Below are 23,547 nucleotides of genomic sequence, written 5' to 3'. Positions count from 1 at the left end.
GGTTTTATACAAGGAGAGGAATTTACTATGAAAGGCTCTATTACATTAGCAAATGGGACTTCATTTGCAGGAGACTGGCTCGGTGATCATCAATATTGTTCGGGTGAAGTTGTATTTTATACAGGAATGACTGGATATGAACAAGTGTTGACAGATCCATCTTACCAAGGACAAATCGTTGTATTTTCTTACCCTTTTATCGGTAACTATGGCTTCAAGCCGGAAAGTATGGAATCAGCTCTTATTCAAGTTTCAGGTGTCATTATGGCAGAGTGCTATCCTTTTCAGCTAGAAGGAGAACGACTCTCATTGACAGAGTATCTTAACCATCATCATATTCCTGCTTTAACAAATGTCGATACAAGAGCTCTTATTCAACAGATTCGTGAAAAAGGTTCAGTCCCTGCTGTTATGCATACAAGCACTATACCTTCCGATTCCTTTCAATTACAAGAATGCTGGCCGCAAACAGCACTAGAAAAATTCGGTACAGGTAAAACACACATTGTTCTTATTGATTTTGGCTATAAAAAATCGATTGCTGATTCTCTTGTAGCTCAAGGCTGTACAGTCACTGTTGTTCCATATAACTATGAGACTGATGAAATAGAAAAATTGAATCCAGATGGTTTCGTGTTCTCAAATGGTGCAGGCGACCCTATGAGATTTTCAAAGTATTTTCACCGTTATAAAAATATTGCGGTTCGCTACCCGGTGCTGGGAATCTGCCTTGGTCATCAAATACTGGCACTCGCATTTGGCGGGGAAACAATGAAACTGAAATTTGGTCATCGAGGAGCTAATCACCCTGTTATGAATATGAAAACAGGAAAAGTATCGATGAGTTCACAAAATCATAGTTATGTTGTGAAAAAAGAGAGTTTACATTCAACCGGATTTAACATTTGGTTTGAGAACGTGAACGATAAAAGTGTGGAAGGGCTCTGGCACAGCCAATACGCTATTTTAAGTGTTCAATTTCATCCTGAAGCAGCACCTGGACCGCAAGAACACGCGCAAATTTTTCAAGATTTCATCCAGACTGTAAAGCATAAAGAGAAGGTGAGAAGCTATGCCTAAAGTATCCGGCATCAAGAAAGTCCTAGTGATAGGCTCAGGACCTATCGTAATAGGGCAAGCAGCAGAATTTGATTATTCAGGGACACAAGCGTGCAAAGCTCTTAAAGAAGAGGAAATTCAAGTCGTCTTAATCAACAACAATCCTGCAACCATCATGACGGATAAGACTTTTGCAGACGAGATTTATTTTGAACCATTAACCGTTGAATATGCAGAACAAATTATTCAAAAAGAAAAGCCTGACGGACTGTTAGCAACTGTAGGAGGTCAAACGGGATTAAACCTAGCGATGGATCTCTATGAAAATGGCATTCTTCAAAAATACGGAGTGAAGCTTTTAGGTACAGATATACAATCCATAAAAAAAGCAGAAGACCGAGAAGAGTTTCGTGCCCTTATGCACAAGCTTGGTGAACCTGTACCAGAAAGTGAAATCGTATTTTCCGTTGAAGAAGCCATTGGATTTGCAGATAAAACAGGCTACCCCGTTATTGTACGTCCAGCCTATACGCTTGGCGGATTTGGAGGAGGAATTGCAGGTTCGAAACAAGAGCTCACAAACCTCGTCAAACAAGGTCTTTCGGCAAGTCCTATCAATCAGTGTCTGATTGAAAAAAGTATCGCAGGCTTTAAAGAGATCGAGTATGAAGTAATGCGGGATGAGAATGGCACATGCATAACAGTCTGCAATATGGAAAACGTTGATCCAGTGGGTGTCCATACTGGTGATTCTGTAGTTGTTGCACCAAGTCAGACGCTGACAGATGACGAGTACCAGTCATTAAGAAAAGCGTCTCTTACGATTATTAATGCACTGGAAATCGTTGGAGGCTGCAATATACAGTTTGCTCTTCATCCGCATACTTCTGAATATTACTTAATCGAAGTTAATCCGCGAGTGAGCCGTTCATCAGCACTTGCGTCCAAAGCTACTGGATATCCTATAGCAAAAATCGCGGCTAAGCTTGCACTGGGATACAACCTTCACGAGCTGAAGAATCCTGTTACAGGAACGACATTTGCAAGTTTCGAGCCGGCTCTGGATTATGTTGCAGTGAAAATGCCTCGCTGGCCATTTGATAAATTTACTGACGCCGACCGAAAGCTTGGCACACAGATGAAAGCAACAGGAGAAGTAATGGCTTTAGAACGAAACATGGCTTCAGCTTTCCAAAAGGCGATTCGTTCACTCGAGCTAAAAACAGAAGGCATGTTTTTAAAAGAACTTGCTGTTTTAGAAATAGAGGTGTTATTCAAACTCGCAGCTCATGCAGACGACCGCCGTTTCTTTGTCGTTCTTGAACTACTTAAAAGAGGTATTTCTGCTGAAAAAATTCATGAGGTAACCAAGATTACGCCTTATTTCTTATCGGTGTTCAGCCAAATGGTTCAGATGAATCAGATGATGCAGAAATTAAGCTTAGATACCATAGATGAATCACAGCTGAAGATGGCAAAAAAGTTTGGCTTTTCAGATCACGACCTTTCTAAAAAGTGGTCTGTTTCTGAAAAAGAGGTTAGAAGCAAACGGGAAGAGTGGAAGATCACACCTTCATACAAAATGGTTGATACGTGCGCTGCTGAATTTGAAGCAAAGACAACTTACTTTTATTCCAGCTGGAGCGGAGTAAGTGATAAGAAACCTGAACAAAAGAAAAAAGTCGCTGTTATCGGTTCAGGCCCCATACGAATAGGGCAAGGTGTTGAATTTGATTATTGCTGTGTGCACAGTGCGTTAGCTCTAAACAGATTGGGCTATGAAGCCATATTAATCAACAACAATCCAGAAACGGTAAGTACGGATTATGAAGTATCCGACTCATTATACTTCGAACCATTAACGTTTGAGGATATTTATAACGTTTTGCAGTTTGAAGGAATAACAGATGTTATTTTGCAGTTTGGCGGTCAAACTTCAATCAACTTAGCTGAAGAATTAGAGAATGCTGGATTCCATGTTCTAGGAACTCCAGCGGATACTGTCGATCAAATGGAAGATCGAGATCGTTTTTATCAATTTTTAGATGAAATTGATATTCCAAAATTAGATGGATTCACGGCTCACAATAAAGAAGAAACAAAAACCTTCGCTGAAAGATTAGGGTTTCCTATACTTGTCCGTCCTTCGTATGTAATTGGGGGAAGCGGGATGAAGGTGTTTTACTCGGCAAAAGAGCTTAATGACTTTTTACTGAATGAAGATGTTGTCTATCCCATCTTAATCGATACATTCCTTGAAGGAAAAGAAGCAGAAGTAGATGTGCTGACAGATGGAACGGACATTTTTATACCGGGAATTTTTGAACATATCGAAGGAACAGGCGTACATTCTGGCGACAGCTTAACCGTAACACCGCCGCAATCCCTTACCGAAAGTGTTCAAAACAGCTTAATAAGCTACTCAAGAAAAATTGCAATAAATATAAATTATAAAGGATTATTCAATATACAATTTGCAGTAAAAGGTGAAGAAGTTTATGTGATTGAAGTAAATCCAAGGGCTTCAAGGACAGCTCCAATCATGAGTAAAATTACAGATGTGAACTTAGTACAAAAAGCAACAGAACTGATGCTTGGAACACCTTTAAACCAATTAAAGCTTGAAGATGGGCATAATGGCCAACCGTTTATTACAGTAAAAGCACCTGTTTATTCAACGATTAAACTGTCAGGAGTTTCACCAGTGCTCTCTCCGGTCATGACCTCAACCGGTGAAGTGATCGGAACAGACAACGATTTTACGTCAGCACTGCTCAAAGCTTTGAAAGGATCGGGTCTTCAATTAAATCATTTTTGGGATTTTAAAGGGAGCATTTTTATAGAAGGTGATTCAGCTAAAAATGATTTGGAAGCCTGGGCTGACCTTGGATTTGAGATCGTTACGAAAGAGGATATGCCATTTTATGAATGGATAAAAACGGACAATAAAGCTGCTTATATAAATTTTACAGATGAAACAAACAGCTTTTCTGCAAAAAAAGCGGTGCTGGAGAGGCTGCATGTTTTTACTCGAAAAGAGACCGCACAAGCTTATTTGCAAGCAGCTGTTTTATTAAAGAACTCAAGAAAGGAAGTGTTGATCTGATGTCAATCGTTCATCCTTTACGCACAACGAGAACTAAGAAAGATTTCCTGACACTGCTCGATTATTCTCCAAATGAAATCATTGATTTGCTGAATCTGGCTAAAGACTTAAAGAAGCAGGGACCTTCCGCACCGCCTTTATTAAAAGGCAAAATCCTTGGTATGATATTTGAAAAGTCATCCACACGCACCCGAGTGTCATTCGAAGCCGCTATGCTTAAGCTTGGAGGTCATGCAATCCATTTAAGTACTCGCGATATACAAATGGGAAGAGGAGAAACCGTTTCAGATACAGCTAAGGTATTATCTGGCTATCTGGACGGTCTTATGATCCGTACTTTCCACCAGTCGACTGTAGAAGAGCTGGCTCATAACAGTACCATCCCAGTTATTAATGGACTGACAGATGATTTCCACCCATGCCAGGCACTCGCTGATCTATTAACAATTTTAGAATATAAGGGATCATTTAAAGGAAAAAAAGTTGCTTATATTGGTGATGGCAATAATGTTGCTCATTCTCTGCTGATTGCTTCAGCTAAAGTCGGGATGGATTGTACCATTATTACGCCAAATAATTATGAACCGAAAGAAGAAATCGTCTCTTATGCAAAAGAAATCGCTAAGCAATCAGGATCTACTGTGGAAGTTACGAATGATCCAGTAAGCGGCATTAAGAACAGTGATGTCATCTATACAGATGTATGGGCAAGTATGGGGCAGGAGAGCGAAGCTGAAGAACGAATGGCTCATTTTGAACCTTATCAAGTAAATCAGGAGCTTGTGTCACATGCAAAAAAAGATTATATTTTCATGCACTGTCTGCCTGCTCATCGCGGGGAGGAAGTGACAGCAGAAATCATTGATGGTCATCATTCAGTTGTGTTTCCGGAAGCAGAAAACCGTCTTCACGCACAAAAAGCATTGCTTGTTCATTTGATGTCTTGATACTTAAAGGACTGTTTCAAAAAGAGTGTTGCTTTAAGGGTGGTGACTGTAAAAGTACTTAAACAAAATATTTGGTGCGGTGATCTCCGCTTCAGGGTACATGCCTCCCGGAAAGCGAGCATCCTGAAACGGAAATCAACTACTTTCAAGAGCAACATAGCTTTGCGAAAACAGCCAAAAAAAAGAAGCCGCTAGATAAGCGGCTTCTTCATAAAAATTAAAATACTTGTTCTAATTCAACTACACCAGGAACTTCTTCTAAAAGTGCACGTTCGATACCAGCTTTTAGTGTGATTGTTGAACTTGGGCAGCTTCCGCAAGCACCCATAAGGCGTACTTTAACTACACCTTCTTCAATATCCACTAATTCCACGTCTCCTCCGTCACGAAGAAGGAACGGACGCAATTTATCAAGAACTTCTTCTACTTGTTCACGCATCTCTAAGTTTTGAGTTTCAGCCATAACTATCAAGGCTCCTTTCTTAAAAAGAACTTACCTTTAGTATACGGGATATGGAATAAAAAATCCATGAGCAAGCATCATGATATTTGCTCCTTTTTCTTTTTAACAAAATAAGGTATGATGGAAGCAAATAAGCGCATACATTGAGGTGATTCTTCATGAAAAATTCACTTATTATTAAAGTATATGGTGCTGAGCAGAAATGTGCGAGCTGTGTACACCTTCCATCAGCTAAAGAAACTGCTGAATGGCTGGAAGCTGCAATCTCCAGAAAATTTCCGAACACTGTATTTCAAGTGCTATATATAGATATGGAAAAGCCGGAAAATGAAGCAGACCAAGCATTTTCAGTAAGAATTATTGAAGAAGACCTTTTTTATCCCGTTGTTGTGATTGACGGAGAGGTAGTTGCAGAAGGCAACCCAAATTTAAAGACTATCTATAGCATAATAGAACAAAATGGATATGGCGCTGTAAGTTAAGCGCCTATTTTTTATGAATTGGGTTTGTACACATACTTTGTCACTTTTTTTAGAATATGATGTTATGGAAAAAAAGGAGGCAAATGCCATTGTTGAACCCTTCAAAAGGTAAACAGTTTAAAGATGAATCTTCACATGCGGGGCATTATCACCATCATTATCATGATCTTTGTCTAAAATATATGGGACAGAACGTTACGATCGAATTGAATGATGGCAATGTGTATCATGGTAAGCTTCACAGTTATGATCAGGATAATATGTATATGATCATGCCTGGTGAAAGTGAACAGCGTGACAGCCGTATCATCTTTGTTGGTCCATTCTTTCCGGGCTTTGGAATATTTGGATTTCCATTTTTCCGGATTCGCCGTTTCCGCCCTTTTTGGTGGTAATTATAAAGAAAGCTGACACTAACGTACACCAATAATGTTCGTTAGTGTTTTTTTTGTTTTTTTATGAATTTAGAAAAATTGCGAGCTCACTATAGGGAACTTCAAGATGAAAAAACCGTCATGGAGCGCGAAAAGATGGGGTTACTGAGTGAAACAGAAGGTGTTTGGCGTGAAAGGAGGACTCGTTCGCGTGAAACTTTATCATTCTTGCGTGAACGTGTAATAAAAATAAAAACACGTACCGTAAATAATTTAAGTACGAACAAAAATAGGCCGGCTAACCTATTTGTTAGCCGGCTTATCATTTATACCTGATATTTATATAGCCATAAGATACCTGACTTTAATAAGCGTGGTACGCGGCCAATTAACGCGGCGCTTCCCATCGTGCCGAATCCGCTTTTTTTGCCAAGGGATCCCATAACACCTTTTAGTTTGATCTCGTTCATTTCAGGAAGCGGCTGATTGTTCCAGCGTGCTAATAGAACTTGGGAGATCTGTTCTGCTTGTTCCTCCGCCAGCTGTGCGCTTGGTGCATAAGGAAGACTCGCGCAATCGCCAACTACATAAACATGTTCTTCAGAAGGAAGGTGATGATGTTCCGTTAAAACGACGCGGCCCTGACTGTCTTTTTCAACATCTAGTTCGCGAACAATATGGCTTGGCTGAATGCCTGCTGTCCATACGATAGCATCACATTCTACCTTCTCGTCATGGTTATAAAGTGCGCCTTCTTCGACTTTAGTCACATTAGAATTATTGACTACTTCAACACCATGTTCTACAAACCAGTTTTGAACATAGTTACTTAATCTCTTTTTGTATCCTGAAAGAATGATATCTCCACGGTCAAACAGCTTAATTGATAAATCTGGGCGGCTTTCGCGAAGTTCTGATGCTAGCTCAACACCAGAAAGTCCTGCTCCAACAACACCAACAACGGCATTAGCATGTAAGTTGTTAAGTACTTGATATGTGTGGCGGGACTTATCAATCGTTTGAATACTCAATGTGAATTGATCGGCCCCTGGCACATTATGATACTTGTCTTCACAACCAAGTCCGATAACAAGATCATCATAGGATACATCGTCCTGATCTTTTAAAAGCACTTTTTTCTCATTAATATCGATTCCTGTTACCTCACCATATTTTATGTTTAGGCGAGGGTGCTCAGGAAACGTTACACGAACATGGTGATCAGATATTGTTCCGGCAGCCAGTGCATAATATTCAGTTTTTAAACAATGATATGGCACACGGTCAATGAGTGTAAGCTGAATGTTTTCAGGGAGGTCTGAGGAATTAAGAAGCCTCTTCAACACACGCATATTTCCATATCCTCCGCCAAGTAAAACGAGGTGCTTCATTTGTCATTTCCCCTTTTCTTTCAAGACAATTCTTATCTATTTTTATAGTAGTGTATATTAACCAATAACCTTAAAATACTTTAAGTAAACGATTTCACGTTTTTGACATGTTTAAGTATAGCACTTTGCTATAAATTCACAACTATTTTTGTGGAAAAATCAATGTGTTTACATTGACTAGTCTTCAATAAACCGTTAGGATGGATTCATTAAGAGGTGAAATGAAAGATGAGACCGATTGTTGAGTTTTGTGTCAGTAATTTAGCAAGTGGTGCTCAAAAAGCACTTGAAGAATTAGAAAAAGATTATGATTTAGATGTGATCGAATATGGATGTCTTGGTTATTGCGGACAATGTGCAAAATCACTTTTTGCTCTCGTAAATGGGGATATTGTCCATGGAGAGTCTCCAGAAGAACTCGTAAAGAATATTTACAATCATATAGATGAAAACTTTATGTTTTAGGAACAGCTTCTCATATTTAGATGAAGAAGCTGTTTTTTTATTGGATAGGGCATTATTTATTGGGAAAAATATCTAAGGTGTAAATATTTAAAAAGGGATTGCAATTTTGTCGAAATTTGTTACATTATTAAAGGGTCAGTCATTCGATGTCTGACAACTACTACATGAAAAGAAAGCGTTTTCTTCTAACTTACAAAAGGGGTGTACAACAATATGCAAATTTTATGGGGATTAGGCGGTATGCTAGTACTTCTTGTAATCGCATTCTTACTTTCTCAAAATAAGAAAGCGATTAACTGGAGAACAGTACTAGGTGCTTTAGCTATTCAAGTTGCATTCGCATTGATCGTATTAAAATGGGATGCTGGAAAAAAAGCATTGCAAGGCGTGTCGGAAAAAGTTTCTAACGTTGTTGCTTATGCGAACGAAGGAATTACTTTCTTGTTTGGAAGCATGATTCCAGCAGAAGGAAAAGGATTCATTTTTGCATTTCAAGTGTTAACAGTAATCATTTTCTTCTCTTCTTTAATCTCAGTTCTTTACTATCTAGGTATCATGCAATGGGTTGTAAGAATTTTAGGTGGAGCTTTATCTAAGCTTCTAAGAACAAGTAAAGCCGAATCTATGAGTGCTACTGCAAACATTTTCTTAGGTCAGACTGAAGCACCTCTAGTAATTCGTCCATATATGAACCGTTTAACTCAATCTGAGCTTTTCGCAGTTATGGTTGGTGGACTAGCATCAGTAGCAGGTTCTGTTCTAATTGGATACTACCTTTTAGGTGTACCACTAGAGTACTTGATCGCAGCAAGCTTTATGTGTGCTCCAGCTGGACTTGCGATTGCTAAAATCATTGTTCCAGAAACAGAAGAGCCAGAAACAATGGGTGAAATTAAGCTTGAACGTGATAAAGATACAGTAAATGTAATCGACGCTGCAGCAAAGGGTGCTGGAGATGGGCTTCAAATCGCATTAAACGTCGGGGCAATGCTACTTGCTTTCATCGCATTGATCGCTCTTGTGAACGGAATCCTTGGCGGTATCGGCGGATGGTTCGGTTATGATATAACACTTCAGCAAATCTTAGGCTACCTATTTGCACCAATCGCATTTGTAATCGGTGTACCATGGGACGAAGCAGTTAAAGCCGGTACTTTTATTGGTCAAAAGATTGTATTGAATGAGTTTGTTGCTTACTCTGAATTCGCACCACAGATTCCTGAACTTAAGGAAAAAACAGTAGCAGTTGTCAGCTTTGCACTTTGTGGTTTCGCAAACCTTTCATCTATCGCAATTCTTTTGGGTGGACTTGGAGCAATGGCACCAAGCCGTCGTCCAGACATCGCAAGATTAGGAATGCGTGCAGTAATTGCAGCTACAATTGCAAACTTACTAAGCGGTGCAATCGCTGGTATGTTCATTCTATAAAATTTTTTATAATGATGCTCAAGCGCATGCTTGAGCGTCTTTTTTTTGGTTTAATGGATTGAGTGATAAGGTGCAGAAAAGCAGGAATCCAGAAATTTTGACCTTGAATCCAAAAGTTTTAGGTTCGAATCCAAAAGTTTGGGCTGTTTATCCACGAGTCGACTTTCCTGGACAAATATCGACAGCTCTTCCTCAAACCAAAAAAACCGCTGCGTAACTAATGAACGCAACGGTTTTATCTATTATATTAAGCCTGCTGAGCAATTTGTTTCATCACCCAAGGCTTCATTCTATTGTATAAAGCTAAAAACAATAAAGTAATGATCGTACCCTTTATTAGGTTAAATGGTGTGATCCCTTTGATGATCAGGTCCATCATCATCTGACTGGACATCGGCTCAGCACCAAGGAACCAGGTATATGCCGGCAGGATAATAATATAATTAAGGAATCCCATCGTTAATGTCATTAAAGCTGTTCCTAAAATCAACCCGCCTGAAAGACGTTTAACCGTATGTTTTTTACGGAATAAGTACGAAACTGGAAGAATAAACAGTACACCTGCAATAAAATTAGCGAGCTGTCCGACTGGAACACCCGTAAAGCTTCCTACAATACCATAGTGCAGCGTGTTTTTGATTCCTTCAACCATGATACCAGCAATTGGCCCAAAGATTATGGCCGCCAGCAGTGCGGGAACTTCACTAAAGTCGATTTTTAAGAATGGTGGAAGCCCCGGAAATGGAAAGTCGAGCATCATCAGCAGATATGCAATTGTGCTGAGCATTGATACAGCTACCATTTGTTTGATTTTTCCCTTTTGCATTGAAATCTCTCCTCTTTTTGTCTTGCGCCATCTAATGATTTCAAATGCAGCACAGCCTGTATCACACAAAAAAACCTTAGCCAAAAAAATGGTCTAAGGGAGTTAGTGTATGAAGAACAGCATGAGAAAGAAGCATTTTAGAGTTTAAAATGCGTACTTAAACAAAGGGTTCAATTTTATAAAATGAACCGCTGTACCAACATCTTCTCCCATCCAGACTATACTGTCGGCTCTGGAGTTACACCAGATCAGCATGAAAAATTCATTGCTGAATTTTTCCGCTCACGGGCTGATGAAGAGGGAATCTTCAATTACCGCCGGTCGGGAATTTCACCCTGCCCCGAAGATGGATCGCTATTGTATTTTGTTACATGACCTATTATACTTTAAAAAATGTTAATTGTGAATGATAATGCAATTATCACACCTTCCAAATAGAGGATGAATCACATGAAAATAACCTTTGAATATACATGGCCTTATGAACGAATGATGAATGACATCTATATCGCCGAGTGTCCTTTTTGTAAAAGTGACAACGTGCTTACAAGTTTTAAAGAAGAGCAGATGGAGCTTGCAAAAGAAGGCGTAAAGCAGCGGTTGATCATGCCGTGCTGTCACGGAAAGCTTACAATACTTAATGCTGATGACGATTATTTTTATACAGATGAAAAATTAAGAGGTCAACAATAAGGAGCTTTAAATAAATCATGAAGAAGCTGAAATTCACAAAAATGCATGGACTCGGAAATAATTATATCTATGTGAACATGTTTGAGGAAACAATTGCAGAAGCTGACCTGGCAGATCTTGCTGTTGCGGTATCAAATCCTTATACAGGAATCGGGTCAGACGGGATGATTTTAATTTGTCCGAGTGAAAAAGCACCGGTTAAAATGAGGATATTTAATAACGATGGTTCAGAAGCAAAAAACTGCGGTAACGGTCTCCGCTGTGTGGCTAAATATGCTTATGAAAATGGCATTGTTGAGGAAGAGGAATTCCAAATTGAAACGCTTGGGGGACTCGTCACAGCGAAGGTCTCCTTAAATGATCAAAATAATGTATCTTTAGTTACAGTTAACATGGGAAATCCGATTCTCCAGCCGGAGCAAATTCCCGTAAAAGGATTTTCTGGAAAAGACCACGTAATAAATGAGCGTGTTACTTTTAGTGATCATACAATGTATATGACAGCCGTATCCATGGGAAATCCCCATGCAATTTTCTTTGTTGATAACATAAATGAAGCGCCATTACACTCGCTCGGTCCAGTAATTGAGAAGGATGCCATGTTTCCTGATTGGGTAAATGCAGAGTTCGTAGAGAGCATTTCCGAAAATGAGATGCACTTTAGAGTTTGGGAAAGAGGTTCCGGAATCACACAAGCTTGTGGCACAGGAGCATGTGCAGCTGCAGTAGCAGCTATTTTAAACGGGAAATCTGAAAAAAATACTGATATTACCGTTCATTTGGCTGGTGGTGACCTAATTATTAATTGGCAGAATGACGGGGATGTGTTAATGACAGGTCCAGCAGAAGTCATCTGTACAGGTGAATACCTTTTAAAATAGGACAATGACAGTCTGAGCGAAAATAGACCTTGTTTGAGCGTAGAACGAAAATTTTGAGCGATAATCCGCATAGTCTGAGCGAAGATCGTATATTTTGAGCGAAAACCGGCCAACAATGAGCAAACGTGTAATAAATAAAAAAACACGTACCGTAAAAGACAGCTAATGCTAAATAATAAGCCCGACTACAAATAAATGTAGTCGGGCTTTCTTCATTAATTAATATTTTTGGATGATGTTATAGAATGTATCACGTTCAACTGGCACTTTATTTGCCGTTTTTATTAAGTGAACGAGTTCTTTACGAGTAATACCAGCCGATGTTAAAGCACCAACAGCATGTGAGATGCGTTCTTCGATCAGTGTTCCATGGATATCATCTGATCCAAAGGTAAGAGCCATTTGTGTAAGCTGTACGCCGATATTGATCCAATACGCTTTAATGTGGTCAAAGTTATCCAGCATGAGACGGCTAATTGCCATCGTTCTCATATCATCAAAAGCAGATGTTCTTCTCGTTAAGCCCATCGATTGTGTACGAGGCTGCATAGCAAGCGGAATGAATACCATGAAACCGTTCGTTACGTCTTGAAGCTGGCGCAGGCGATCCATATGAATCAGGCGCTCTTCTTTTGTTTCAATAGAACCGTATAACATAGTTGCGTGTGTCTTCAGTCCTAATCCATGTGCAATTTCATGGGCTTCAAGCCATTGATCAGTTGAAGCTTTGTCAGGACTCATTTTCAGACGATATCGTTCAGTAAGGATTTCAGCTCCTCCGCCTGGCATCGTATCAAGGCCGGCTTTGATAAGCTCCTGCAATGCTTCTTTCATTGAAATACCAGCAATTCTAGAGAAGAATTCAATTTCAGCCCCAGTATATGCTTTTACAGTTACTTGAGGATAGTGCTTTTTCAATGTGCTGACCGTATTTAAATAGTAATCAAATGGAACTTCGTGATTGTGTCCGCCAACGATGTGGAACTCACGGATATTGTCATTCCAGCGTTTTTGAACATACTCTAAAAGTTGTTCATCATTCATTGTATAGGCGCCTTCTTCTCCAGGCTTGCGTTTGAATCCGCAGAAGCTGCAAGTCGCTTCACAAACGTTTGTTGGATTGATATAAAGGTTTTCGATGAAATAGACATGATCTCCGTTTTTTTGACGGTTCACTTCATTTGCGAGTGACGCTACAGATAACAAATCGTCAGTTTCATATAGATACAAACCATCTTCTATTGTAAGACGTTCACCATGTTTAACTTTCTCTGCAATTGCTTCCATTCGAGTATCGAACGTTAAAATATTTGCCATGTTTTTATCCCCCTAATTTTCTAGCGAAATGTTCGGATGATTTTTAAATTTTTGGATCTTCGCAGAGACTATGCTCTCCTTTTACAAAGACTTTACGAATACTATGTAAAATAAGGAATTAAAAGATAATCTAAAAAACAAGCCTATTCAGGCATTAAGATGCTTTTTTCATTATAAGCCTAATCATACATTTGGACAAGGAAGTCACTTTTATAAAAACTTTCCAATACAAAAAAATAGTTTTTTTATTAAGGGTTTATTGTCTATTAATTGAAATAACTGTAAAATAGATATACCTTACTTGTCTTAAATATAAGAGTGGAGTGACGAAAATGAAAGCCACATCAGCTGCCGCTAGACTAGAAAAAATAGAACAATTAGAAAGTCTGCGAAATAAGATGATACAAACAGCAAATACTTTTGGAATACAGCATCCTATGGTTTTAAAATATAGTAAAAAAATTGATGAAACTCATAATAAAATTATGCAGTTGCAGCTTAACGAAAAATAGTACCAAAGCCGATACCTTGAGAGCTTATATCGGAAACGGTATACTAAAGTCATAATCCTTTTAAAAGGAGTGAAAATGAATGATCATTGAAATTACTGAAAGTGCAGCAAGCAGAATCAAGGAAATGCTGGCTGATGAAGAAGATAAAAACCAATTTCTTCGTGTTGCTGTAAAAGGCGGAGGATGTACAGGGCTATCATACGGAATGGGATTCGATAGTGACCTTGCCGACTCCGACCAAGAAGAAATGATTGAAGGTATCCGCGTCGTTGTAGATGAAGAAAGTGCCAAAGTGTTAAAAGGCACTGTTATTGATTTTAAACAAAATATGATGGGCGGAGGATTTACGATTACAAATCCAAATGCCATCGCTTCGTGCGGCTGCGGATCATCATTCCGTACAGCAACAAATGCCGGTAGTCCTGAGGAATGCTAACAATACGACAAAACCTCCTGAACATTTTGTTCAGGAGGTTTTGTTATGTATTTTTATACAAGTTTAAATATTAACGCGAGACCTATTAAATCCGAAAAAACGGATGCACCTATAAGCAGCATTTTGTTTTGCTTGCTTGTCTGTTTTAAACCAAGGGGCATTAAAACAGTTCCTAAAATAAAGAACACGATACCGAAAATCAAGTTCATTTCCATGGATTTATCTCCTTATCTAAAAAAGGGTATAAGAAAACCCGGCGCGCCAACACCGGGTGAAAAAACTGATTGGTCAGCGGCACTTGTCCGCCTCACAAACTATAATAACAAAGAATGACTCCTTAATCCAGAAGGAAATTATTCCAAGGTGTATTTTTCCAGTTCGCTTAAAAGTCCTTTTAAACGAGGGACTTGAACTTTCGTTTCCTCTAAAAAGGATTCATCAGTTATGTGAAGCTGGCTTATAATTCTTTGAATTTCCTGCAAACAATCAGCAGCATGCATCTCTTCTTCAGTGAATTGTCTATTCAATTAATTTCACTCCTTCATTACATATGTAGAAAAGGCACCAGAACCTGGCGCCTTTCGGATTTTTAAAATAAACTTGTGCTGTGCATAGGCTGTGTTTTTGCATTAGGATCGATATATGTTTTCGCGTTGTTTACTGCAGTTGGCGCTTCCCCGAAACCAGAAGCGATCAGCTTTACTTTGCCGTTATACGTACATACATCACCCGCAGCATAAATTCCTTTAATGTTTGTTTCCATCTTAGAATTAACCACAATCGAATTCTTTTGGATATCGAGACCCCAAGTTTTAATTGGACCGAGAGAAGAAATGAATCCGTAGTTAACGATAACTGCATCCACATCAATTGTTTCTTTTAAGTCTCCGTTTTCTAAAACGACTGCTGAAATGTTTTCACCGTCACCAATCAATTCGGTTATTTGATATGGAGTCTTAACAACAACCTTAGAATTCATTAATTGTTCAACACTGTGCTCATGTGCTCGGAACTTGTCACGTCTGTGAGTCAGTGTCACTTCTGGTGAGATTGGCTCGAGCATTAACGACCAGTCCAGAGCTGAATCTCCGCCGCCGCAAACCAGAACTCTCTTGCCTGCAAATGCTTGGAGATCATCCACGAAATAGTGCAGGTTTTTACCTTCATATTGTTGTGCAGAAGCTAACTCTAATCGGCGTGGCTGGAAAGCACCAACACCGGCTGTAATCAGAACTGCTTTACTATAATGAACCGTTTTATCGGTAGTTAATTCAAAAATCTCTTCTTCATTTTTTTCAACGTTCTGAACAGACTCTTCTAAGACAACTTCAGGATTAAATTGCATAGCCTGCTCTTTTAAGTTGTTAACAAGGTCTTGAGCCAGAACTTTTGGGAAACCGGCAACATCGTATATGTATTTTTCAGGGTATAATGCAGAAAGCTGTCCGCCGAGCTGCGGCATACTTTCAATAATCTTAACTTTCATTTGACGCATGCCGCCGTAGAATGCAGCAAATAATCCAGATGGACCTCCACCAATAATCGTAATATCGTAAATTTCTTTTGCCATCACTTTCACCTCTTCTGTTTTCTATGACTGATGAACATGTAATATGTTCTGACCAGAACTTTTTGCTATCTCCCACTAAACATTCTTTATGAAGGCAAAAAGTCCTCTTTTTTTACTAGTATATTTTGGCATTGAATGATACTCAAAAAGACAACAATCCACAATAGAATTGAATATTAATCATAACGAAAAAAAGGTTGAAAAAACAAGAAAAAAGGAATAAGATGAGTTTGTATGAATAAAAGATGTCGATATTTCGAACATTTTTTTTTGGATTTATTTATGTCTTATTACGTGAAATATATCACAATCTATTCCTTTTCTTCATATTTAATGAATGAAAAGGTCAAACTAAAAAAAATGAGAACTGGAAGTGAAATTTATGAGTAAGCCAAAAATACTTATTCTAGGCGGCGGATATGGCGGAATCATGTCAGCTGTTCGTTTACAGAAAGAATTAGGATCAGATGAAGCAGAAGTAACACTGGTAAACAAACATAACTATCATTACCAAACAACATGGCTTCACGAAAATGCAGCAGGTACTTTGCATCACGATAAAACGCGTATCATGATCGACAACATCATTGATATGAACAAAGTGAACTTTGTACAAGATACTGTTGTAGAAATTAAAAAAGATGAAAAGCGTGTTATTCTAGAAAACCAAGAGTTAACATATGACTATTTAGTTATTGCTCTAGGATCAGATCCAGAAACTTTCGGAATCCAAGGTCTTAAAGAAAATGCATTCAGCATCCGCAGCATTAACTCAGTACGTAAAATCCGTGAGCATATCGATTATTCTTTTGCTCGTTATAATAACGAAGGTCAAAAAGACGAGCTTATTACAATCGTAGTAGGTGGAGCTGGATTTACAGGTATTGAATTCGTAGGTGAACTTGCTGACCGTGTTCCTGAACTTTGCCGTGAGTATGATATTCCTCGTGAAAAAGTGCGTATCGTAAATATCGAGGCTGCTCCAACAGTACTTCCTGGATTTGATGAAGAGCTTGTTGAGTATGCAATCAACAACCTTGAGCGCCGCGGAATTGAATTCCTTGTTAACACTCCGATTAAAGAGTGTAATACAGACGGAGTTGTTCTTGCGAATGGTGAAGAGATCAAAGCAAACACAATCGTTTGGACAGGCGGAGTTCGCGGTAACCATCTAGTAGAAGAAGCTGGATTCGAAACAATGCGCGGACGTGTGAAAGTTGATAAGGATCTTCGTATGCCAGGGTTTGATTACATCTTCGTTGCAGGGGATTGCGCGCTTATCATTGACGAAGAAGCAAACCGTCCATATCCTCCAACTGCACAAATCGCAATTCAGCAAGCTTATACAATCGGCCGCAACATCAAAGCGTTGATGAATGGCGGAAAGCTTGAAGAATTCAAACCTGACATTAAAGGTACGGTTGCATCACTTGGTAAAGGTGAAGCGATCGGTAAAGTAGGAAACAAGAAATTGTTCGGTGCTACTGCATCTGCAATGAAAAAAGTAATCGATAACCGTTACCTATTTTTACTTGGCGGGGTACCAATGGTTATTAAAAAAGGTAAATTAAAACTTTTCTAAATCGAATCGTGTAAACTAAGAACAGGAGCTAATGCTTCTGTTCTTTTTTATATAATAAAAAAACTGTTTTCAAAATCTTTGATGCTTTTGAAAGTGGTTGATTTCCGTTACAGGATGCTCGCTTTCCGCGGGGTGTGCGGTGAGCCTCCTCAGCGCTATGCGCCATTAGGAATCTCACCTGGCACGCTGATCCCGCTGGAGTCTCGCACCTTGCACTCCTATCAACTTATCAATGAAGGCAAATTCAAATGAAAAGAAAAAATTCTTAAGAATACAGCTTAAAAAGAAAGGGCGATCAAGCTGATGACTAAAAAAGATAGAGGAAAGATTTGGCTTGCAGCTGCTGGCCTTTTAATAGATGATGGGAAATGGCTCGTCGTGAAGAAGAAATATGGCGGATTAAAAGGCAAATGGTCCATTCCGGCAGGATTTGTTGATGCAGGAGAAACCGTTGATGAAGCAGCAGTAAGAGAAGTCTTTGAAGAGACTGGTATTTTGGGAGAAGTGGTTTCAGTACTAGGCATTCGTTCAGGCGTAATCAAAGAAACCATCAGTGATAATATGATTGTTTTTTTATTGAAAAAGAAGAGCGGGGCTGTAATTGCTGATGAAAATGAAATAGAAAGAGCTGCATTTTTGACCCCTGAAGAGCTCAAGGAAGACCCAGCCACTTCCTTAATGGTTCATTATTTTATGAATCAAAAAACTAAGCATCTCGAGGATAAAATTAATCCAGGGGATATATTTGGATACACTTCATATAAAATTTTTGATTGTAGATAAAAATGTACGAAATATTCTGATAATTTAAGATTGTGCTCAATGTTTACGCTTACATCAGGTTATTTAGCCTTAAAACAGGTTTTTCAATCCCTTGATTCCTTGTTATTATTATCTGAAAATTTAAACTAAAAACAAGGGAGTGTTACAACATGAGAAAACATGCGGTTCAGAAAAAACATGATCAATGTCAATATTGTGATGGTAAAGGATATTTCCAGCTGTTGCTTGGAGGTTCTGAAACGTGTGTAGAATGCTGCGGAAGCGGAAAGAAAAGAGCTTAACGAGGTAACGCTCTCAATGTAATTGACGTAAATCCCCCCATTTAGTAAACTAACGACAGATATATGGGGGTGTCAACATCATGGATTTGCTTTTACCACAGTTTTTTATTTCAATGCTGCTTTTCATGGTTCTCTTTTTTGGAATAGGCTTTTTGTTTAATATGCTTCTACGCGCTACATGGTTTATGGTTATTCTTTATCCTCTAGTCGTCGTTATGATTGTGGATGATATAAGATTTTTTGAGTATTTTACTAAGCCAGGTTCAAGTTTTCAAAAGCTTGGGAATGATTTAGTAAACTTATCTCCTTCAGATATAACAATATTAACTTTCGGACTGATCGGTGCTATTTTAGCAGGTATTGCGATCAAGATGCTTCGTGTCCGCGGTTATCAGATGTTTTAAAAGACTCTCCTCTGGGGAGTCTTTTTTTGGGCTGTTTGCGCAAACTTAGTTGCTATTGGATGTGGCTGCTTTCCCCGGAGCTTTTTTTGTGGGAGGGGTATCCGCGTGGCGAAAATTGTCCATGTTTGTCGACTCGTGGTTATTTTTTAATTAACGTGGGATTATTTCAATTAACGTGAGAAAAAAGTTAATTAACGTGCGATTAATTCCATTTACCGTGGGAATTTTCTCTTTAATACCTTGAGGGGTATCGGAAAAAAGATAGTTTCGTTCACCGAAAATGACATTATCTTATCTGCTGCAGATCTGTCCATCGTAATCTCTTCTTGTTTCTAACAAAACAACTAATCCGTATACATTTTTTCATGAATGGGAAGGAATAGAAAGGAGAGGAGTGGACATTTTTTGCTTAAATTAAGAAAAATTGCAAAAAGAACAATGCTGACTATTTTATTTGTTTGTGCTATTTTTACCACGTTTCGTTCTGTTTCCGGGGTTCAAGCAGACGATATCGCTAGCTGGCTGGATGAAAAGCAGGCTAGTGACATCCCAATCGTAGATGCTGCTTTAAAAACTTTGTCACAAACCTTAAAATCAATGCCGTCATTTTATGCTCCAAACATGATGCTTTCTTCTGCTGAGGTAAAACCTCCAAAGTCGATAGAGGATACGATTGATTTCACGAAATATCCGGCGGTAAGTGTAACTGCGACGGGTTATACTGCTGGTAAAGAAAGTACAGGTAAAGAAAAGACACATCCTGCATATGGAATAACGAAATCTGGAGTAAAGGTAAAAAGGGATTTATATTCAACAATTGCCGCGGATACAAAAGTTTTTCCGATAGGCACCGTTCTATGGGTTCCAGGGTACGGCTATGGTGTTGTTGCTGATACTGGATCTGCTATTAAAGGGCATAGAATTGATCTCTATTACAATACAATAGAAGAAGTATATGAAAAATGGGGCAAGAAAACCATTAATGTGTATGTAGTGCAGCGCGGTGATGGCGATATAACCGAAACAGAACTTAAGGCATTGAACGAAGAAAAGTCGATGCAAGTGTTCAGACAGCAGCTTATATATTAATATTAATATTAATATAAGCTACATAACCAAAAAAGAGCTTCAGGTCATCTAATGATAACTTGAAGCTCTTTCATATCATTTTCTTCTTGCTCAGGTAAAAAAGCAGGATATTCTTCAGGATGAATAAGTGCAGCAAGTCTTTTTAGACCGAAGATTAAACGCGGTGAAGGACGGCAAAATAGGGATTCCTCAAGCTTGACAATTTCAGTTTGATGAGCGTTCAATATATCCCATCCTTCTCTCTTCATTATATGAGAAGGATGCATTTTATCCGTCTTTACACCAACCCATACCATGCCAATCAGATCAGGTTTGCGGTCTACAACATCTTCCCATGTTGTTTGGACACTTGCGAGTTCTACATCTTCAAAAACATTCATACCGCCTGCAAGACGTGAGATCTCAGTTAGCCAATTTATCTTTCCTGGTGTGAAAACAGGTTTTGGCCACCATTCAAAATAGACTTTTTTACGTTCATTTAAAGAATCGCTTATTCTCATATATTCATTTATTTCATCTTTCATCCAATTCACTATTCGCTCAGCCTCATATAATCTGTTAATCCTTTTTCCTAAATCCAGCAAGTCGTTCTGGATGTCTGTTAGAGACTGAGGATCGTAAATGACGTGTGGAATGTTTCGCTTGATCAATTCTTCTATGTTTTTTTCCATTCCGGGTACACTTAAACTAGCTAAAACTAAATCTGGCTCTAAAGCTTCAAGCTTGTTCATATCAATTGATAAGTCAGGACCTAATCGGGGCAGTCGCTCCACCTCTGATGGCCAGTCCGAAAAGTCGTCGATTCCGATCAGATCGGGAGCTGCTCCTAAGAAATGAAGAAGCTCTGTATTACTCGGGCAAATTGAGACCAGTTTCAAAACAAAGTACCTCCTATTATAAAAAGAGCCACGATAGAATTAATGTTTGTGTTATTCCTAGCAGCCCGCCAAAGAACACTTCTTTAGGGCTATGTCCTAAAAGCTCTTTTAACTCTTTTCTTTGCTCTTCAACATCTTTCTGTTCAAATTTTTTATTAGACTTCTTAACGTGATCCCTGAATTCTTCTACTAAATCATTCAATACGGCAGCTTGTTCTCCTGCATGCCATCGTATACCTTTTGCATCATACATTACAATAATGGCAAACATTGCTGCAATAGCAAAAAGAGAAGAACCAATACCATGCATGGCTCCTATTGCAGTCGCTAGCGATGTTACAGAAGCTGAATGCGAACTCGGCATTCCACCGGTACTTATAAATAGATCCCATTTGATTTTTTTTGTTTGAAAGAAGTGGATCGGGATTTTTAAGAATTGTGCAGAAAAAACGCCTAATAATGCTGCGATTAATGGAAAGTTGAAAAATAAATCAGACATAATTGGCTCCCTCTCATTGTGGTGGTTTATAGTATGGCTATTTTAGATAGTTGTTACCCGATTTGAATGGCGTTCAATCTCTGGTAACATGAATCATGGATGGGGGTTTTAAAGATGGACTTTTTTCCTCAGGAGTATTACGAGTTTTTTGTTGTATATAATGAAGGAGACTATTATACAGGGCATGATCTATTAGAGGCGATATGGCTTACAGACCGCAGCAACTTGTTTATTAAAGGCCTGCTGCAGATGACAGTTGCCTTATATCATTATGAGTACGGCAATGTAAAAGGTGCACGTGAGATGATGAAAGCCGCAAAACTCTACCTGACACCTTACAAACCTCATTTCTGGAATTTAGATTTAGATCCTGTACTTCTTTTTATTGGACAATGTCTAGATTTAATGCCTTTACATATTGATAAAGTACCATTCACGGCATCACACACTTTGCCTGTTCTTCCGAAACACTATATTAATTTAACAGAATAAAACAATGTGAATTCGAAATATTCTAAAAGAAAGAGTATAATGAGTGAGTAAGTATATTTATAAGGGGGAACTTTAACGTGTTTACAATAAAACATCCATGGAATGCTATAGAACAAGAAGAAGTCCTACTGGTCGGTTTATTTCAAGAACCTAAACTTTCAGGAGTAATGGCTGTTATAGATGAACAACTTCAAGGTCATATTACCGAGCTAATTAAAGACGGAGACCTTTCGAATAAATTAAAAAGTGTAAAAAAATTAAATACGCTGAATCAGATTGGTACGAAACGTATTTATTTTGCTGGTTTAGGAAAACGAGATGAACTTACGTATGACAGAGTGAGAAATACCTTTGGTAGAGCAGTTCAAGAAATTTCAAAAGAGAAAAGAACGCATTTTTCAATCCTGCTGGATACCTTTAAAAGCGATCAAGTATCAATGGAAAAACTTGCACATGCTTTTAGTGAAGCGGTGGGGACTTCTGCATATCAATTTGAGAACTATAAAAAGAAGTCTAATGAACCTCAAAAAAGGTTGGAGCAAGTTACGGTTTATACGGAAAATAGTGAAGCAGAAGCGGGCTTAACAAGTGGATATGCTTATGCGAAAGGTATTAATCTGGCCCGTGATTTAGTTAACACGCCAGCTAACTTGCTGACACCAACAGACCTTGCTGCTGAAGCCATCGACGTAGCACTGGAATACGGTATGGAATACGAAATTTTAGAAAAAGAAGACATGGAAAAGCTGGGGATGGGAGGTATTCTTGCAGTAAGCCAAGGATCCGATCAGCCTCCTAAGTTAATTACAGTAAAATACCAAGGGCGAAAGACTTGGGATTCCGTTGTGGCATTAGTTGGTAAAGGATTAACGTTTGATGCTGGCGGATACTCGATCAAACCTGCATTAAACATGCACGAGATGAAAAGTGATATGGGCGGAAGTGCTGCTGTGCTAGGTGCGATGGAAGCTATTGGCCGATTAAAGCCTGAGATTAATGTAATGTTTGTGATTCCATCATCAGAAAACCTTGTAAACGGATCTGCCATGAAACCAGGTGACGTTATAACTTCATTAAGCGGAAAAACAATCGAAGTGCGTAACACTGATGCAGAAGGACGCCTCATTCTTGCCGATGCGATTACATACGCAAAAGAACAAGGGGCAGCATTCATCGTTGACGTTGCAACATTAACAGGGGGAGTATTGGTAGCTCTCGGAGATTGTACAACAGGTGCCTTAACGAATGATGAAAACTTCTATGAGCATATTAAACAATCAGCATCAGATGAAGCAGAACTATTATGGCTCCTTCCTAGTTTCCAGCCATTTAAAGATATGCTGAAGTCAAGTGATGTCGCTGATCTGAATAACGCTACCGGAAGACTCGGGCATGCGATTACAGGCGGATTATTTGTAGGAGAATTTGCAGAAAAAACACCTTGGGTACATTTAGATATCGCTGGAACAGCATACTCATCAAAAGCATCAGAACTTGGACCAAAGGGTGCAACAGGAGTAATGGTCCGCACGTTGACGACTTTTGTAAGAAACTTTAAAGCATAAAATAAAAAGGGAGCTGAATCTTTT

Annotated in this window: 27 protein-coding genes and 1 riboswitch; of the genes, 18 read left to right on the top strand and 9 right to left on the bottom strand. The window is 38.8% G+C overall.

What is annotated here, in order from left to right; genetic code table 11:
* Nucleotides 1-27: 27 nt before the first annotated feature.
* The 3 genes from ABE41_RS15530 to argF are packed head-to-tail and all read left to right on the top strand — an operon-like array spanning nt 28 to nt 5,112.
* Complete coding sequence (locus tag ABE41_RS15530) at nt 28-1,080, top strand: carbamoyl phosphate synthase small subunit (RefSeq protein ID WP_066292198.1); 1,053 nt, start codon at nt 28-30, stop codon at nt 1,078-1,080.
* Entirely contained in the window at nt 1,073-4,165 is a 3,093-nt protein-coding gene (locus ABE41_RS15525) for a carbamoyl-phosphate synthase (glutamine-hydrolyzing) large subunit (RefSeq protein WP_066292195.1), read from the top strand. Before ABE41_RS15530 ends, ABE41_RS15525 begins: the two co-directional genes overlap by 8 nt.
* Complete coding sequence (gene argF, locus ABE41_RS15520; protein ID WP_066292191.1) at nt 4,165-5,112, top strand: ornithine carbamoyltransferase; 948 nt, start codon at nt 4,165-4,167, stop codon at nt 5,110-5,112. Before ABE41_RS15525 ends, argF begins: the two co-directional genes overlap by 1 nt.
* Nucleotides 5,113-5,329: 217 nt before the next feature.
* On the opposite strand, the gene ABE41_RS15515 is transcribed toward argF, so the two are convergent.
* Nucleotides 5,330-5,575: a NifU family protein gene (locus ABE41_RS15515; RefSeq protein WP_066238880.1), complete on the bottom strand. Its 246-nt coding sequence runs from the start codon at nt 5,573-5,575 to the stop codon at nt 5,330-5,332.
* Nucleotides 5,576-5,733: 158 nt separating this feature from the next.
* Between ABE41_RS15515 and ABE41_RS15510 the strand changes: the two genes are divergently transcribed.
* Together ABE41_RS15510 and ABE41_RS15505 are read left to right on the top strand one after the other, a co-directional pair.
* Nucleotides 5,734-6,057, top strand: coding sequence for a YuzD family protein (locus ABE41_RS15510; RefSeq protein ID WP_066292190.1), 324 nt, complete (start codon nt 5,734-5,736; stop codon nt 6,055-6,057).
* An 89-nt stretch (nt 6,058-6,146) separates the two neighbouring features.
* The gene (locus ABE41_RS15505; RefSeq protein WP_066292189.1) at nt 6,147-6,452 is read left to right on the top strand and encodes an LSM domain-containing protein; all 306 of its coding nucleotides are present in this window, start codon (nt 6,147-6,149) and stop codon (nt 6,450-6,452) included.
* Nucleotides 6,453-6,757: 305 nt separating this feature from the next.
* Here the strand turns inward: ABE41_RS15505 and ABE41_RS15500 are convergent, their stop codons facing one another.
* A complete protein-coding gene (locus tag ABE41_RS15500) occupies nt 6,758-7,822 on the bottom strand; it encodes an NAD(P)/FAD-dependent oxidoreductase (RefSeq protein ID WP_066292183.1) in 1,065 nt (354 codons plus the stop codon).
* 228 nt (nt 7,823-8,050) lie between these two features.
* Between ABE41_RS15500 and ABE41_RS15495 the strand changes: the two genes are divergently transcribed.
* Both ABE41_RS15495 and ABE41_RS15490 read left to right on the top strand, forming a co-directional pair.
* Nucleotides 8,051-8,287, top strand: coding sequence for a YuzB family protein (locus tag ABE41_RS15495; RefSeq protein WP_066292181.1), 237 nt, complete (start codon nt 8,051-8,053; stop codon nt 8,285-8,287).
* A gap of 213 nt (nt 8,288-8,500) precedes the next feature.
* Nucleotides 8,501-9,715 (top strand): NupC/NupG family nucleoside CNT transporter, encoded by a 1,215-nt coding sequence (locus ABE41_RS15490; protein WP_066292180.1) that lies wholly within the window; start codon nt 8,501-8,503, stop codon nt 9,713-9,715.
* 247 nt (nt 9,716-9,962) lie between these two features.
* On the opposite strand, the gene ABE41_RS15485 is transcribed toward ABE41_RS15490, so the two are convergent.
* On the bottom strand, nt 9,963-10,541 hold the full coding sequence (locus ABE41_RS15485; RefSeq protein ID WP_066292178.1) for an ECF transporter S component: 579 nt from the start codon (nt 10,539-10,541) through the stop codon (nt 9,963-9,965).
* 197 nt (nt 10,542-10,738) lie between these two features.
* A riboswitch (FMN riboswitch) is annotated at nt 10,739-10,893 on the bottom strand.
* Nucleotides 10,894-10,991: 98 nt separating this feature from the next.
* Here ABE41_RS15485 and ABE41_RS15480 point away from each other — a divergent pair.
* Together ABE41_RS15480 and dapF are read left to right on the top strand one after the other, a co-directional pair.
* Nucleotides 10,992-11,234 carry a hypothetical protein gene (locus ABE41_RS15480; RefSeq protein WP_066292176.1) on the top strand — a complete coding sequence of 81 codons (243 nt, stop codon included), beginning with the start codon at nt 10,992-10,994 and terminating at the stop codon, nt 11,232-11,234.
* Nucleotides 11,235-11,251: 17 nt separating this feature from the next.
* A complete protein-coding gene (gene dapF, locus ABE41_RS15475) occupies nt 11,252-12,115 on the top strand; it encodes a diaminopimelate epimerase (protein WP_066292174.1) in 864 nt (287 codons plus the stop codon).
* Between the two features lie 219 nt (nt 12,116-12,334).
* On the opposite strand, the gene mqnE is transcribed toward dapF, so the two are convergent.
* Nucleotides 12,335-13,432: an aminofutalosine synthase MqnE gene (mqnE, locus tag ABE41_RS15470; protein ID WP_066292172.1), complete on the bottom strand. Its 1,098-nt coding sequence runs from the start codon at nt 13,430-13,432 to the stop codon at nt 12,335-12,337.
* Between the two features lie 332 nt (nt 13,433-13,764).
* Between mqnE and ABE41_RS15465 the strand changes: the two genes are divergently transcribed.
* Entirely contained in the window at nt 13,765-13,944 is a 180-nt protein-coding gene (locus tag ABE41_RS15465) for an aspartyl-phosphate phosphatase Spo0E family protein (protein WP_066292170.1), read from the top strand.
* 79 nt (nt 13,945-14,023) lie between these two features.
* Nucleotides 14,024-14,380, top strand: a complete 357-nt coding sequence (locus tag ABE41_RS15460; protein WP_066292166.1) for a HesB/IscA family protein — start codon at nt 14,024-14,026, stop codon at nt 14,378-14,380.
* Between the two features lie 53 nt (nt 14,381-14,433).
* On the opposite strand, the gene ABE41_RS21105 is transcribed toward ABE41_RS15460, so the two are convergent.
* The 3 genes from ABE41_RS21105 to ABE41_RS15450 all read right to left on the bottom strand — a co-directional run bounded on the left by ABE41_RS21105 (nt 14,434) and on the right by ABE41_RS15450 (nt 15,950).
* Nucleotides 14,434-14,595, bottom strand: a complete 162-nt coding sequence (locus tag ABE41_RS21105) for a hypothetical protein (RefSeq protein ID WP_156774288.1) — start codon at nt 14,593-14,595, stop codon at nt 14,434-14,436.
* Nucleotides 14,596-14,733: 138 nt separating this feature from the next.
* Nucleotides 14,734-14,907, bottom strand: coding sequence for a hypothetical protein (locus tag ABE41_RS21100; protein ID WP_156774287.1), 174 nt, complete (start codon nt 14,905-14,907; stop codon nt 14,734-14,736).
* A 62-nt stretch (nt 14,908-14,969) separates the two neighbouring features.
* On the bottom strand, nt 14,970-15,950 hold the full coding sequence (locus tag ABE41_RS15450) for an NAD(P)/FAD-dependent oxidoreductase (RefSeq protein ID WP_066292164.1): 981 nt from the start codon (nt 15,948-15,950) through the stop codon (nt 14,970-14,972).
* Nucleotides 15,951-16,332: 382 nt separating this feature from the next.
* Here ABE41_RS15450 and ABE41_RS15445 point away from each other — a divergent pair, with 382 nt between their 5' ends.
* From ABE41_RS15445 to ABE41_RS15430, 5 genes are all read left to right on the top strand, one after another.
* A complete protein-coding gene (locus ABE41_RS15445) occupies nt 16,333-17,532 on the top strand; it encodes an NAD(P)/FAD-dependent oxidoreductase (RefSeq protein ID WP_066292163.1) in 1,200 nt (399 codons plus the stop codon).
* 303 nt (nt 17,533-17,835) lie between these two features.
* On the top strand, nt 17,836-18,315 hold the full coding sequence (locus tag ABE41_RS15440) for an NUDIX domain-containing protein (RefSeq protein WP_066292161.1): 480 nt from the start codon (nt 17,836-17,838) through the stop codon (nt 18,313-18,315).
* A 149-nt stretch (nt 18,316-18,464) separates the two neighbouring features.
* Nucleotides 18,465-18,596: a YuiA family protein gene (locus tag ABE41_RS21270; protein WP_172827366.1), complete on the top strand. Its 132-nt coding sequence runs from the start codon at nt 18,465-18,467 to the stop codon at nt 18,594-18,596.
* 80 nt (nt 18,597-18,676) lie between these two features.
* On the top strand, nt 18,677-19,000 hold the full coding sequence (locus tag ABE41_RS15435) for a YuiB family protein (protein WP_066292159.1): 324 nt from the start codon (nt 18,677-18,679) through the stop codon (nt 18,998-19,000).
* A gap of 405 nt (nt 19,001-19,405) precedes the next feature.
* Entirely contained in the window at nt 19,406-20,089 is a 684-nt protein-coding gene (locus ABE41_RS15430) for a 3D domain-containing protein (RefSeq protein WP_066292157.1), read from the top strand.
* A gap of 44 nt (nt 20,090-20,133) precedes the next feature.
* Here ABE41_RS15430 and ABE41_RS15425 read toward each other — a convergent pair whose 3' ends face one another.
* Together ABE41_RS15425 and ABE41_RS15420 are read right to left on the bottom strand one after the other, a co-directional pair.
* Entirely contained in the window at nt 20,134-20,967 is an 834-nt protein-coding gene (locus ABE41_RS15425; protein ID WP_066292155.1) for a cobalamin-binding protein, read from the bottom strand.
* Nucleotides 20,968-20,983: 16 nt separating this feature from the next.
* A complete protein-coding gene (locus tag ABE41_RS15420) occupies nt 20,984-21,466 on the bottom strand; it encodes a divergent PAP2 family protein (protein ID WP_066292153.1) in 483 nt (160 codons plus the stop codon).
* Between the two features lie 114 nt (nt 21,467-21,580).
* On the opposite strand from ABE41_RS15420, the gene ABE41_RS15415 reads away from it, so the two are divergent.
* Entirely contained in the window at nt 21,581-21,958 is a 378-nt protein-coding gene (locus tag ABE41_RS15415; protein ID WP_066292152.1) for a DUF309 domain-containing protein, read from the top strand.
* A gap of 77 nt (nt 21,959-22,035) precedes the next feature.
* Nucleotides 22,036-23,523 carry a leucyl aminopeptidase gene (locus ABE41_RS15410; RefSeq protein WP_066292149.1) on the top strand — a complete coding sequence of 496 codons (1,488 nt, stop codon included), beginning with the start codon at nt 22,036-22,038 and terminating at the stop codon, nt 23,521-23,523.
* The last annotated feature ends 24 nt before the right edge of the window (nt 23,524-23,547 follow it).

The sequence above is a fragment of the Fictibacillus arsenicus genome (assembly GCF_001642935.1).
GTDB lineage: Bacteria > Bacillota > Bacilli > Bacillales > Fictibacillaceae > Fictibacillus > Fictibacillus arsenicus_B.
The sequence above is the reverse complement of the archived record's forward strand: the minus strand, read 5'-3'. Positions and strand labels throughout refer to the sequence as shown.